This is a genomic window from Corallococcus exercitus (assembly GCF_003611585.1).
In the GTDB taxonomy this organism is placed as follows: Bacteria; Myxococcota; Myxococcia; order Myxococcales; family Myxococcaceae; genus Corallococcus; species Corallococcus exercitus.
The window spans coordinates 46,698-59,965 of the sequence record NZ_RAVW01000001.1 but is presented as its reverse complement, the minus strand read 5'-3'; the positions used below and the strand labels follow the sequence as shown (position 1 = coordinate 59,965).

11 protein-coding genes are annotated in these 13,268 nt (G+C 69.8%); 6 read left to right on the top strand and 5 right to left on the bottom strand.

All coding sequences use genetic code 11. From position 1 onward, the window contains the following. Positions 1-122: 122 nt before the first annotated feature. Positions 123-1,736 (top strand): transcription termination factor Rho, encoded by a 1,614-nt coding sequence (rho, locus tag D7W79_RS00240; protein WP_120523287.1) that lies wholly within the window; start codon positions 123-125, stop codon positions 1,734-1,736. Positions 1,737-1,761: 25 nt separating this feature from the next. Then, a complete protein-coding gene (locus tag D7W79_RS00235) occupies positions 1,762-2,082 on the top strand; it encodes a hypothetical protein (protein ID WP_120523286.1) in 321 nt (106 codons plus the stop codon). Between the two features lie 31 nt (positions 2,083-2,113). Here D7W79_RS00235 and D7W79_RS00230 read toward each other — a convergent pair whose 3' ends face one another. The 5 genes from D7W79_RS00230 to D7W79_RS00210 all read right to left on the bottom strand — a co-directional run bounded on the left by D7W79_RS00230 (position 2,114) and on the right by D7W79_RS00210 (position 8,335). Further along, a complete protein-coding gene (locus D7W79_RS00230) occupies positions 2,114-4,678 on the bottom strand; it encodes an ATP-binding protein (protein ID WP_120523285.1) in 2,565 nt (854 codons plus the stop codon). 111 nt (positions 4,679-4,789) lie between these two features. Beyond that, on the bottom strand, positions 4,790-6,007 hold the full coding sequence (locus D7W79_RS00225; protein WP_120523284.1) for an AI-2E family transporter: 1,218 nt from the start codon (positions 6,005-6,007) through the stop codon (positions 4,790-4,792). A gap of 146 nt (positions 6,008-6,153) precedes the next feature. Beyond that, on the bottom strand, positions 6,154-6,615 hold the full coding sequence (locus D7W79_RS00220; RefSeq protein WP_120523283.1) for a hypothetical protein: 462 nt from the start codon (positions 6,613-6,615) through the stop codon (positions 6,154-6,156). A gap of 3 nt (positions 6,616-6,618) precedes the next feature. Beyond that, on the bottom strand, positions 6,619-7,449 hold the full coding sequence (locus D7W79_RS00215; RefSeq protein WP_120523282.1) for an esterase/lipase family protein: 831 nt from the start codon (positions 7,447-7,449) through the stop codon (positions 6,619-6,621). A gap of 148 nt (positions 7,450-7,597) precedes the next feature. Next, positions 7,598-8,335, bottom strand: a complete 738-nt coding sequence (locus tag D7W79_RS00210) for a glutamine amidotransferase (protein ID WP_120523281.1) — start codon at positions 8,333-8,335, stop codon at positions 7,598-7,600. 109 nt (positions 8,336-8,444) lie between these two features. Between D7W79_RS00210 and D7W79_RS00205 the strand changes: the two genes are divergently transcribed. The 4 genes from D7W79_RS00205 (at position 8,445) to D7W79_RS00190 (ending at position 13,212) form a co-directional block, all read left to right on the top strand. Then, positions 8,445-9,932: an aldehyde dehydrogenase family protein gene (locus D7W79_RS00205; protein ID WP_120523280.1), complete on the top strand. Its 1,488-nt coding sequence runs from the start codon at positions 8,445-8,447 to the stop codon at positions 9,930-9,932. A gap of 67 nt (positions 9,933-9,999) precedes the next feature. Next, complete coding sequence (locus tag D7W79_RS00200) at positions 10,000-11,463, top strand: glutamine synthetase family protein (RefSeq protein ID WP_208729596.1); 1,464 nt, start codon at positions 10,000-10,002, stop codon at positions 11,461-11,463. 13 nt (positions 11,464-11,476) lie between these two features. Continuing rightward, positions 11,477-12,661 (top strand): iron-containing alcohol dehydrogenase, encoded by a 1,185-nt coding sequence (locus D7W79_RS00195; protein WP_120523279.1) that lies wholly within the window; start codon positions 11,477-11,479, stop codon positions 12,659-12,661. Positions 12,662-12,819: 158 nt separating this feature from the next. Then, entirely contained in the window at positions 12,820-13,212 is a 393-nt protein-coding gene (locus tag D7W79_RS00190) for an ATP-dependent DNA helicase (RefSeq protein WP_120523278.1), read from the top strand. Positions 13,213-13,268 lie beyond the last annotated feature (56 nt).

Sequence of the window (13,268 nt, the reverse complement as noted above, 5' to 3'; positions counted from 1 at the left end):
GGACTTGGGTGGTGCTGCCCCCTGGAAGGTGCTTCCGAGCGCCGCGCGGACGGACCGCCGTCCCGCGTACAGCCTGCCCGAGCCTTCGGGCGATTCCCCCCTTCTTCCGTCTGCAGACCGTCATGGCCAAAGCCCGTTCCCCCCGAGAAAAGGTAGTCGAGCCCGAGTTCACCGCGGAGGAGAAGCCCCGGCGCAAGCGCGCCGCGGCGAAGGAGGCGGAGAAGCCCGCGCCCCGGTCCCGCCGTGCGCCCGCCCGTCGGGAAGAGGCTCCCGCCGAGGAGGCCGAGGCCCCCGAGGTCGCCGCGGAAGCACCCCGTCCGGTGCTCACGCCCATCTCCCGTCCGGTGCGCGACGACGAGCTCCAGGAGCTGCGCGGCACGGAGGAGGCGCCCGCCGAGGAGGCCGCTCCGGCCGCCCCGCAGGAGTCCACCGAGGCCCCCGCCATCACGGAGGTGGAGCGCGACGGCACCCCGATGCAGGTCATCAAGCTCAATGACCTGAAGCGGATGAAGATCGTCGACCTGGCGAAGATGGCCCACGACACGGGCATCGAGGGCTACCAGGGACTCAAGAAGCAGGACCTCATCTTCGCGCTGCTGGGCGGCATCGCCGACAAGCGCTTCGAGGTCCACGCGGAGGGCGTGCTGGAGCTCTTGAGCGACGGCTTCGGCTTCCTGCGCAGCGCGGACAGCGACTACCAGCCGTCCCCGGACGACATCTACGTGTCGCCGTCGCAGGTGCGCCGCTTCAACCTGCGGCCCGGCGACACGGTGACGGGCCCCATCCGCCAGCCCCGCGAGGGCGAGCGCTTCTTCGCGCTGCAGAAGGTGGACAAGGTCAACTTCGCGGACCCCATGTCGGACGCGGCGCGCGAGCGCATCCTGTTCGACAACCTCACGCCGCTCTATCCGACGCGCAAGCTCAAGCTGGAGCACGAGTCGTCGGAGATGACGACGCGCATCATCGACATGTTCTGCCCCATCGGCCTGGGCCAGCGTTGCCTCATCGTGGCGCCCCCGAAGGCCGGCAAGACGGTGCTCCTGCAGAACATCGCGCACGCCATCAGCCGCAACCACCCGGACGTCTACCTCATCGTGCTGCTCGTGGACGAGCGCCCGGAGGAAGTGACGGACATGGAGCGCAGCGTGCGCGGCGAGGTGGTGTCCTCCACCTTCGACGAGCCCGCCACGCGTCACGTGCAGGTGGCGGAGATGGTCATCGACAAGGCCAAGCGCCTGGTCGAGCAGAAGTACGACGTCTGCATCCTGCTGGACTCCATCACCCGTCTGGCGCGCGCCTACAACACGGTGGTGCCGGCGTCCGGCAAGATTCTGTCCGGCGGCGTGGACGCCAACGCGCTCCACAAGCCCAAGCGCTTCTTCGGCGCGGCCCGCAACATCGAGGAGGGCGGCAGCCTCACCATCATCGGCACGGCGCTCATCGACACCGGCAGCCGCATGGATGAAGTGATTTTCGAGGAGTTCAAGGGCACGGGTAACTCCGAAATCGTCCTGGATCGGAAGTTGATGGAGAAGCGCATCTTCCCAACGCTCGACATCAACAAATCCGGCACCCGCAAGGAGGAACTCCTCTTGTCTCAGGCGGACCTGGTGCGCATTACGGCGTTGCGCCAGGTGCTCCACCCGTTCACCCCCATCGACGCGATGGAGTTCGTGCTCAAGCACATGCGTCCGACGGCGGCGAACGCGGAGTTCCTGGGCTCGATGAACCGGTAGTCACCTCCGGCCCAAGGAGCCCCACATGCGTCGTGCCCGCCTCCTGTGTCATGTCGCCCGCGCCGTCGCGGGCCTCACCCTGGGTTTCCTCGCCGGGTGCGACATCGGGGTGGAGGACCTGCCGCTGGAGGACACCCCGCCGGTGCTCTCCAGCCAGGTCTGCTACGACGACTCGGACTGCGTCGCGAACGCGTGCTGTGGTGAGGGCACCGCCATCACCCACCGCGACGTGGGGCCCAACTGCTCCAACGTGCGGTGCGACGGCACGTGTCCTCCCAACAGCGTGGACTGCGGCCGCTGCATCCCGACGTGCCGCGAGGCGCGCTGCGCCGCCGCCTGCCAGTAGTGGCGCGGCCGCGGTCTCCCGCGGCCGGAGCTCAGCTGGGAAGGCCGCCGGTCGCGTCCACCGGCGGTTCCCTCAACGGCAGCGTCACGCGGAAGGTGGTGCCGCCGCCCGGCGTGTCCTCCACGTCGATGCGGCCCTGGTGCGCCTCCACCACCTGGCGCGACACCCAGAGCCCCAGGCCCAGGCCGCCGTAGTGGTGCGTGGAAACTGCGCGCTCGAAGCGCTCGAAGATGCGCTCGCGGTCCTCTGGCTTGATGCCGATGCCGTGGTCCACCACGGACAGGCGCACCACCTCCCCATCCGGCTGCAACGTCACGTCCACCGGGCGGCCCCGGCCGAACTTCAGCGCGTTGGCGACCAGGTTGTGCACCACCTGCGAGATGCGTGACGGGTCGAAGGTGCCCATCACCGGGCCTTTCACGTCCACGGTGAGGGGCGTGCCGTCGCGGCGCGCTTCTTCTTCCGCGAAGCGCGTCACCTCCACCAGCAGGTCGCCCAGGTCCACGTCCGTTCGGGTGAGCTTCAGCCGGCCGCTGGTGATCTGCGACACGTCCATCAGCACGTCCACGAGCATGGCCAGCCGGCGGATGAAGGACCGGGCCTGCTTCAGGCGCTCCAGCGCCTTGGGCGGCGCGTCCCGGCCCAGGCCGCGCTCCACCAGCTCCAGGTGCAGCTGGAAGGCCGCCAGCGGCGTGCGCAGCTCGTGCGCCGCCACGGAGAGGAAGTCATCCCGGGCGCGCAGCGCTTCGGCCAGGCTCTCCGCGCGCGCGCGCTCATCGGCCATCTCCCCGCGCATCCTCGCGAGCTTCAGGTTGGACGCGATACGCGCGAGCAGCTCTCCGGCGGAGAAGGGCTTCACCAGGTAGTCGTCCGCGCCGGACGTCAGGCCCTGCACCGTGGCCTCCTCACCGGCCTTCGCGGACAGCAGCAGGATGGGCAGCTCGCGCGTGGTGGGCGCGGCGCGCAGGGCCTTCAGCAGGCCCATGCCGTCCAGCTTCGGCATCATCACGTCGGACAGCACCAGGTCCGGGGGCCGGGCCAGCGCGGACTCCAGGCCCTTCAGGCCATCCGTCACCGCCTCCACCTCGTACTCGGGGGAGAGCACGCGCTGGATGTAGTCGCGCATGTCCCGGTTGTCGTCCACCAGCAGGATGCGCGCGCGTGGCGCTGGGTTCGCGGCATGGCCGTCCGCGGACTGCGGGTGCTGGTGCGAGGACTGCGTGCGGTCCTTGGGCTTGGTGGCGCTCCACAGCAGCGCTTCCTCGACGTAGGCCGACGTGGCCTCGCGCGCGGCGGAGCGCGGCCGGGCGGTGGTGCGGATGCGCTCCGGTGGCAGGTGCGCGTGGCCCAGGGGCAGCTCCACGGTGAAGACGCTGCCTTCGCCCTCCGTGCTGCGCGCGGACACGGCGCCACCGTGCAGCCGCGCGAACTCCTGCACCAGCGCGAGCCCGATGCCGCTGCCTTCGACGGTGCGCGACGGCGAGCCCGGCACGCGGTGGAAGCGCTCGAAGAGGCGGGGCAGTTCGTGCGCGGGGATGCCCGCGCCGGTGTCCTCCACCTCCAGCGTCACCCGCTGCCCGGACTCGCGCAGGCGCAGCGTGACGCCGCCCTGGAGCGTGAACTTGAACGCGTTGGAGACCAGGTTGAGGACGATCTGCTCCCACAGGTCCGGCGCCACGTAGACGGGCTGGGACAGGGGCGGGCAGTCCACCGTGAGCTTCAGACCCGCGCGCTCCATGGCGGAGCGGAAGCTGGCGGCCGCGTCCTTCGTCAGCGCGGACAGGTCCGCGGGCACGAAGCGCTCCTCCTTGGGGCCCGCCTCCAGCTTGGACAGGTCCAGGAGCGCGTTCACCAGCTTGAGCAGGCGCCCGGCGTTGCGGTGCACCCGCTCCATCTCCTTGCGGACCTCGTCCGACAGCGGGCCCGCGCGGCCCGCGAGCAGGTCCTCCGTGGGGCCCAGCATCAGCGTCAGCGGCGTGCGGAACTCGTGGCTGACGTTGGCGAAGAACTCCGACTTGAGCCGGTCCAGCTCTCCCAGTTGCTCGTTCGCGACGCGCAGCTGCTGGTTGGCCTCTTGGATCTGCTGGGCCCGCCGGAAGATTTCACCCTCCATCTCATCCGCGCGGGCGCGGAGCGCGGCGTGCTGGCGGCTCTGCTCGTCGTCCGGGTGTTTCTGGTGGATGTAGTCGGTGACGTCCTCCACGCGGTGGATGATGTGGCTCAGCGTGCCGTCCTGGCCGAACACCGGGGTGTTCAGCGGGCTCCAGTAGCGCAGCTCGAAGCTGCCGTCGGCCTCCTGGCGCCGGGGGATGTCGTACTTCTGGACCGCCATCGCGTCCGGGGTGCCCGTCTTCACCACGCGCTCCAGCGACGCGCGCAGGTTGGTCACCCCACTGGCCCCCGCTTCCTGGGGGTTGTCCGGGAAGACGTCGAAGATGTGGCGGCCCAGGATGTCCTCGCGCCGCGTCCCCGTGGCGCGCAGGTAGGAGTCCGTCACCGCGACGATGACGAACCCCGGCGTCAGCACCAGGTACGGGTTGGGAGAGGCTTCGAACAGGCTCCGGTAGTCCGGGGCCGGTGAGGGGCTGGGGGGCATCACACGTCCTCAGATGCGGAGGAGTGCGTGGAATTAGTCACTCACCCCCGGGATGGCCAGGGGGGAAAGTGGGAGCCGGCCCCCGGTTTCCACCGGTGGACGCTTCGGGGCTCAGGCCGCGGGGGCCGCGTCCGTGGAGGCGACCGCCTGCTGCGTGGGCGCGGCCAGCAGCGGGGGCGGCTGCGCCTTGAGGCGCGCGTAGTCGAAGCAGGCCACCGCGATGGAGGCCACCGGCACCGCGAACAGCGCGCCCCAGAGGCCGAAGAGCTTCTCGCCCGCGATGAGGGAGAAGGCCACCACCACGGGGTGGATGCGCGCGGCCTCGCCCATGATCTTCGGGTTGAGGAAGTACGCCTCCAGCGCGTGGATGCCGATGATCCACAGGAGGAGCGCGAAGCCCTTCTGGAAGCCGTCCGCCAGCGCGATGAGGACGATGGGCACCGAGCTGATGATGGTGCCGAAGATGGGGATGAGGCTGAAGAGCGTGGCGATGGTGGCCAGCAGGAAGGCGAACTTCACGCCGAACAGGAGCAGGCCCACCAGCGTGAGGCCGCCGTTCACCAGGCAGATGGTGAACTGGCCGCGCACCACGCCGGACAGCGACTTGTCGATGCGCGCCACCAGCGTCTTCGCGTCCGGCAGGAACTCCGCGGGGACGAGCGTGCCGAAGTAGCGGCGGATGGCCTGCGCGTCGATGGAGAAGAACGCGGCGACCATCAGGATGAAGAACACCATGAAGACGCCGGCCAGCACCTCCGTGACGATGCGGCGCGACACGTTGACGATGTCCGCCAGGTTCTCCTTCGCGAGCGACGTCGCGCGCGCCACCGCGTCGGTGAGCATCTGCTCCAGGTCCAGCGCCAGGCTGAAGCCGCCGTTGGAACCCGCCGCGCCCTCCATGGCCCGGTCCGACAGCGCCACGGGGATGCCGTACACGTTGAGCCACGTCTCCGCGCGCTGCGCGAGCGTCTGCACGTGCTCCGGCGTGAGCGCGCCGGCGAAGGCCGCCATCTCACGGCTGATGCGCACCACCTCGCGGTAGAGCTGCGGCACCAGCGCGACGAAGAAGAGGTATACGGCGCAGAAGAACACCGCGTAGATGGCGAGGATGGCCACCCAGCGCGGCACATAGCGGCCGGCCACCTTCAGCCGCGTGATGCGCGCCACCAGCGGCTGCACCAGGTACGCGATGAGCGCGGCGCCCGCGAAGGGCATCACCACCGAGCGCAGGGCGAACAGCGTCACCGCGATGGCCAACCACAACCCCGCGAGGAGGAAGAGGCGCTTGCGGCGTTCGTCGGGGGCGGTGGCTTCCACGGGCTGCGACATGGACCCGGGCTTAGGGCAGCAGCCTCCCTCCTGACAAGCACCCCCGGGAAACCTTCCCGCGGGACCGGGCTCCTATGCTCCCCAAGGGTCTGGAACGCCTCCTGGGACAGGGCAGGCGGCCAGCCAGCCCGGGGCACGTCCGGGCTTCAGGCCTGGGGCAGCCGGGTCCTGTCGGAGAGCCGGGCCTCCAGCCGGTCCAGGCAGTCGCGCATCAGGGGGCGCTTGATACGGCCCTGGGTGGCCTCTCCCAGGCCCAGCATCTGCTCGGTGAGCCAGCGCGTGAGGAAGAGCAGGGGGACGCGGTCGTCGGCGGTGAGGCCCCGCTCCAGGTAGCGCTTGTTGCGGACGTACTCGTCGAAGGCGTCGAACTCGCGGGCCAGGTCCCACCTCGCCAGACGCAGGGCCTCCGTGTAGACGACCGCGTCCGGGCGCTGGGTGGCCTCCTGGAACAGCGGGGCGAACTCGCCCAGGGTCGCAGGGTCCAGGTCCTGCACCGGCGGGGGCCAGGACTCCAGGTCCTTGGCGAGCAGCCGTGCCACCTCCTCCAGCAGGTGGTCCACGAGGGTGACGGGCTTGAGGTCGAAGAGGTGGTCCCAGCGCGAGGGCATGTGTCAGGGGCTGGCGGCGGCGGACAGGGCCACCGGAAGGGGAGGGGACGGCAGTGCCACGACAGGCGTGGACACCGGCGCGTCAGCATAGCCCAGGGCCAGCTCGCGCTGGATGACCTCCCACACGGCCCGGCGCGTGAGCAGCTCGCCGTGCGGCACCACGCCGGACAGCTCCACGTTGAAGACGTTGGGCTGGCCGTCCACGTCCAGCACGGAGGAGGGGTAGCGCGCGATGACGTCGTCGCGCGAGTAGATGGACGTGAGCCGCACGTGGCGCGGGAAGGCGCCCACGCTCAGGTCCTTGATGAAGCGCGACGTCGGCGTGAGCTGCCACATGCTGCGGCTGAACCAGCCCAGCGTCGCGCAGCCCAGGTAGGCCATGCGCGTGCCCCGGTGCGGCGTGCCCAGCGTGATGAGGCTCTTCACGCGCGCGTCGCCGCCCAGCCGCTTCACGTAGTACGTGCCGATGAGGCCGCCCTTGGAGTGGCCGATGATGGTGAGCGGCCCCATGCCCGGGTGGCGCTCGTAGAGCCGGTCCACCTTGCCGCGCACCTTCTGCGCCAGCTCGTCGATGCGGTGCGTGTTGAAGCGGTCCATCGTGCCGCCCAGGTGGATGGACCAGACGCAGTAGCCCTCGCGGCGCAGGCGGTGCTCCAGCACCTCCAGGACGCGGCGCGTGCTGAAGAAGCCGTGCAGGAGGAGCACCGGCTTCTGGCAGTGCTTGAAGTCCGTGCGGCGCACGACCTGGTTGCCGCGTGGATCCAGATCCACGTAGCTGGCCAGGTACCTCAGATGGCACTTCAGCTTCCGGTACTGCATCACGAACGGATTCATCCCCAGCCCCCGTCCCTCCTGGACGGTGCTTGGACCGCCGTCCGGAACCACGGGGCAAAGCTAGGGAGCGCCCCGCCCCCCGGCCCGGATCCGCGCGCGGCGTCTGTCCGCTTTCGCGCGTCCGTCAGGCCGAATCCGGAAGGTCCGGTCAGGTGAAGTGTTGGAGGAAGTTCATCAGCACCCGGTGCGCGAGCGGCGTCGGGGTGATGCCGGACAGCAGCCGGGGGACGTACTCGCCCTCCGGGACGCCCCTCTCGCGCGCGAGCGCGTCCAGCTTCTCCTCGCGGGCGAGGATGACCGCGCGCATGGCGTCCGTGGGCATCTCCGGGTGGAACTGCACGCCGCGCACGTTGGGGCGGAACGCGAGCGCCTGGTTCGCGGTGTTGGCATTGCCCGCGAGCACCGTGGTGCCCTCCGGCAGCCGGGAGACGATGTCCTCGTGGGTCGCCTGCACGGCGAAGCGCTCCGGCAGGCCGGTGAACAGCGGATCCGCGCGGCCCTCGGGTGAGAGCGTCACCTCCACGGTGCCCGTCTCGCGGCCGTTGGGGTTGCGCGCCACCTTGCCGCCGTAGGCCTCGGCGAGCAGCTGTTGGCCAAAGCACACGCCGAGCACGGGGACGCCCTGCTCGCCCGCCTCCACCATGAAGGCGCCCGCGCGCTCCATCCACGGCTCGCGCTGCGTCACGGACAGGGGCGAGCCCGTCATCATCACCGCGTCGTAGCCCTTCGCGTCCTTCGGCAGGGGCGCGCCCTTGTGCACGGGCAAGATGTCGAAGCGCTGACCGGACAGTCCAATGGTTTGCAGAAACCACCGCTCGTAGTCGCCCACGGAGAGCTGGACGGAGTGCGCCGCGTCGCCGGCTTTCAGCAGGAGGACGTTCTTCATGGGGGCAGCTTGCCGCGTCATGCCCTCATTCCTACCGTGTCGTGCCGTCCGTGTCCGGTGCCCGCCACTTCCAGGTCGCTCGCGCGCCGTGCTCACCCGAGGCTTCGCCATGACCGACGCTCGTTCGCTCACTCCCAAGCTCCCTGTGCTCAAGCTGCTCATCGATGGGCAGCAGGTGGATCCCATCGAAGGGGGCACCTTCGCGGTGACCAATCCCGCCACCGGCCAGAAGCTGGCGGACGTACCCGCCGGCACCGCCGCGGACGTGGACCGCGCGGTGAAGGCCGCGCGCCGCGCCTTTGAATCCGGGCCGTGGGGGAAGATGACCGGCCGCGAGCGCGGCAAGCTCATCCGCAAGCTGGCGGACCTGCTCTACGAGCGCCGCGAGGAGTTCGCGCTCGTCGAGTCGATGAACAACGGCAAGACGTTCAAGGACGCCATCCGGGGCGACGTGGCACCGGGCGCCGCGACGCTCGCGAACTTCGCGGACCTGGCCAGCACCATCCTGGGTGAAGTGCTGCCCGTGGACGGCCCCTTCCACACCTACGCGCTCAAGGAGCCGGTGGGCGTGGTGGGCGTCATCGTGCCGTGGAACTACCCCACGTGCATGCTGGGCTGGAAGCTGGGCCCCGCGCTGGCCTCCGGCTGCACGGTGGTGGTGAAGCCGTCCGAGTACACGCCGCTCACCGCGCTGAAGCTGGGCGCACTGGCGCTGGAGGCGGGCTTCCCGCCCGGCGTCATCAACGTGGTGACGGGCCTGGGCGACCCCGCGGGCGAGGCGATTGCCCGGCACCCGGACGTGGACAAGATTTCGTTCACTGGCTCCGGCCGCACCGCGCGCCGGCTGCTCCAGGCGTCCGCCGCCAGCAACCTGAAGAAGCTGACGTTGGAGCTGGGCGGCAAGAGCCCGCAGATCATCTTCCCGGACGCGGACTTCGACCGCGCGGTGGAGGCGTGCTTCTGGGGCATCTTCGGCAACAAGGGTGAGACGTGCAACGCGGGCAGCCGCGTGCTGGTGCACGAGAAGGCCTACGAGGCGTTCGTCGCGAAGCTGGCGCAGAAGGCCGGCACCATGAAGGTGGGCGACCCGCTGGACGCGTCCACGGAGATGGGCGCGCTGGTGAGCCAGAAGCAGATGGACGTGGTGCTGGGCTACATCGAGAGCGGCAAGCAGCAGGGTGCGAAGCTGCTCGCGGGCGGCGGCCGTGACACGGAGGGCTTCAAGGCGAAGGGCTGCTTCGTGAAGCCCACCATCTTCGGCGACGTGAAGCCGGACATGAAGATCGCCCAGGAAGAGATTTTCGGCCCGGTGCTCAGCTGCCTGCGCTTCCGCGACGACGCGGAGGCCATCGCGCTGGCCAACAGCACGCAGTACGGCCTGGCCGCGTCCATCTGGACGGGTGACGTGGCCAAGGCGCACGCGCTGGCGAAGCAGGTGAAGAGCGGCGTGGTGTGGATCAACTGCTTCAACGAGTTCGACGACGCGGCGCCCTTCGGTGGCTACAAGGAATCCGGCTGGGGCAAGGACCTGGGCCACCACGCGCTGGACGGCTACCTCCAGACGAAGGCCGTGTGGACGAAGCTGCCGTCCCCCTGACGCGAAGCCGCGCGCTCCTTTCCATTCACTGCTCCACCGCCGCATGACGAAGAAAAGGAAGGTCCCGATGGCGTCGCGTCCCAAGGCCAAGGTGCTCACCCATCCGGCGATGGCCCGCCGGGCTCGCGCGAAGGAGCGAAGCGAGGGTGGGCCGCGCGCGGTGCCCGGACAGCAGGGGGACATGGACTCCCTGCGCCGCTGGATGGACGAGAAGGGCGTCCGCAAGGTGAAGCTGGGCGCCATCGACGTGGATGGCGTCTTCCGCGGCAAGTACGTCTCGCTGGAGAAGTTCTACAGCGCCGCGAAGAGCAACATGGGCTTCTGCGACGTCGTCTTCGGCTGGGACCTGGGCGACGAGCTGCTGGACAACACCAAGGTCACGGGCTGGCACACGGGCTACCCGGACACGCCCGCGAAGGTGGACCTGTCCACCGCGCGAATCATCCCGTGGGAGCCGGACACCGCGGCGTTCCTCCTGGACTTCGTGAACCCGGACGGCACGCCCTTCGAGGCGAGCCCCCGCCAGCTGCTCCAGAAGATGGGCCAGCGCGCGCGCAAGCTGGGCTTCCTGCCCAAGTTCGGCGCCGAGTACGAGTTCTTCCTCTTCAAGGAGGGCCCGCAGAGCCTGCATGAGAAGGGCTTCCAGAACCTCACGCCGCTGACGCCGGGCATGTTCGGCTACTCGTGGCTGCGCACGTCCATGAACGCGCCGCTGGTGCACGCGCTCATCGATGGGTGCAACGCGTACGGGCTCAACATCGAGGGCTTCCACACGGAGACGGGCCCCGGCGTCTTCGAGGCCGCCATCCGCTACGACACGCTGGAGCTGGCGGCGGACCGCGCGGCGCTCTTCAAGACGGTGGTGAAGGAGATCTGCGCGAAGCACGGCGTGTCCGCGTGCTTCATGGCCAAGGTGGACCCGAAGCTGCCGGGCTGCTCCGGCCACGTGCACCAGTCGCTGTGGAACCTGAAGGGGGAGGAGAACCTCTTCCACGACCCGTCGCAGAAGCACGGGATGAGCAAGCTGATGCGGCACTACATCGGCGGGCAGGTGGCGCTGATGCCGGAGTTGACGGCGCTCTACTGGCCCACCATCAACAGCTACAAGCGCAGCGTGGAGAACACCTGGGCGCCCACCACCGCGACGTGGGGCCTGGAGAACCGCACCTGCGCCATCCGCGTCATCGGCGACAGCGGCAAGTCCATGCGCATCGAGTACCGCCAGCTGGGCGCGGACATGAACGCGTACATCGGCATGGCGGTGAGCCTGGCCGCGGGCCTGTGGGGCATCGAGAACGAAATCGAGCCGCCCGCGCCCGTGCTGTCCAACGCCTACGAGGCGAAGAACACCAAGCCGCTGCCCCGCAACCTGAAGGACGCGGTGGCGCTGCTCAAGAACAGCGAGCGCGCCCGCGAAATCCTGGGCGAGGGCTTCGTCGACCATTTCGTGCGCACCCGCGAGTGGGAGGTGCGCCAGTACGAGCGGGCGGTCACCTCCTGGGAGCTGGAGCGCTACCTGGAACTCATCTGAAGGAGGACCTTCCATGAAGCCTTTCGACATTCCCTCGGAGCCGCGCGTCACTGAGATGTCGTGGCCCACGCGCATCGTGTTCGGCGCGGGCGCGCTGCAGCGTCTGCCCGCGCACGCGTCGCGGTTGAACATGAAGCGTCCGCTGCTGGTGACGGACGCGGGCGTGGTGAAGGCGGGCCTCGCGGCTCGCGTCGCGGACGTGCTCAAGGGCGCGGGCCTGGACTGCGCGGTGTTCGACCGCGTGGAGCCCAATCCCACGGAGCGCGACGTGTTCGCGGGCCTGGAGGCCTACCGCGCACACAAGGCGGACGGCATCGTCGCCCTGGGCGGTGGGAGCGCGCTAGACGCGGGCAAGCTGGTGCAGTTGCTCACCACGCATGAGCCGCCGCTCAGCCGCTACGACGACGCGAAGGGCGGCGACCAGTACGTGCGCGACGACCTGCCGCCGCTCATCGCCATCCCGACGACGGCGGGCACGGGTTCGGAAGTGGGGCGCTCCGGCGTGGTGACGCTGGCGGACACGGGCCGCAAGACGGTCATCTTCAGCCCGTACCTGCTGCCCAAGGCGGCGGTCATCGACCCGGAGCTGACGCTGGGCCTGCCCCCGTCCGTCACGGCGGCCACGGGCATGGACGCGCTCACCCACTGCATCGAGGCGTACGTCGCCAACGGCTTCCATCCGCTCGCGGACGCGGTGGCCATCGACGGCGTGATGCGCGTGGGGCGCTCGCTGGTGACGGCGGTGAAGGAGGGCAAGGACCTGGCGGCGCGCACGGACATGATGGTGGCCGCGATGGAGGGTGCCATGGCCTTCCAGAAGGGCCTGGGCGCGAGCCACGCGCTGGCGCATGCGCTCACGCCCATTTCCAACGTGCCGCACGGCCTGGCGAACGCCATCGTGTTGCCCGCGGTGATGGAGTTCAACCGTGCGTCGAGCACGGCGCGGCTGGCGCGCATCGCCATCGCGCTGGGGGACACGTCCAACGCGCGCGAGGAGGTGCTCGCCGCCAACGCCATCGACCGCGTGCGCAAGCTGGCGGCCTCCGTGGGGATTCCCACGCGGCTGCGCGAGGCGGGCGTGCAGGAGAAGGACCTGGAGCACATCGCGGAGAAGGCCTTCCAGGACGCGTCCCACCAGGGCAACCCGCGCACCGTCACGCAGGCGGACCTGTTGGCCATGGCGCGCGAGGCGTACTGAGAAACAGCTTCACTCCAGCCTGATTTCAGAGTGTTTCAGCGGGGCCTCTTCCGAGGGAAACGGGAGGGGCCCCGTGTCTTTGGAGCGTGTGAATCACGCAGGGCCTCCCCCGTCAGAAGGTTCAGAACGCAGCACAACGTGGCTCACGGAGGCAGGTCATGAAGGCGATGCTCAAGAAGATGGTGGTGGCTGTGGCGCTCGTCGCGAGCTCCCCGGTGATGGCGGCGGACTACCATGGCGCCAGCCCCTTCGTGAGCCGCCAGGACCAGCGCCGCATGGAGCGCGAGCGTCAGGAGCGCGAGCGTCAGGCGCGGCTGGAGCGCGAGCGTCAGGAGCGGATGCGGCAGGAGCGCGAGCGTCAGGCCCGGCTGGAGCGTGAGCGTCAGGAGCGCGAACGGCTGGCCCGGCTGGAGCGTGAGCGTCAGGAGCGCGAACGGCTGGCCCGCATGGAGCGTGAGCGGCAGGAGCGGGCGCGGCTGGCCCGGCTGGAGCGCGAGCGGATGGCTCGGCGTGACCGCGTCACGACGTACAACGGTGGCTGGCTGAACTAGTCAGCGTCACAGCCTGAAGCAGCACGGAGGCCCGGGGGTGGACATCGCCCTCGGGC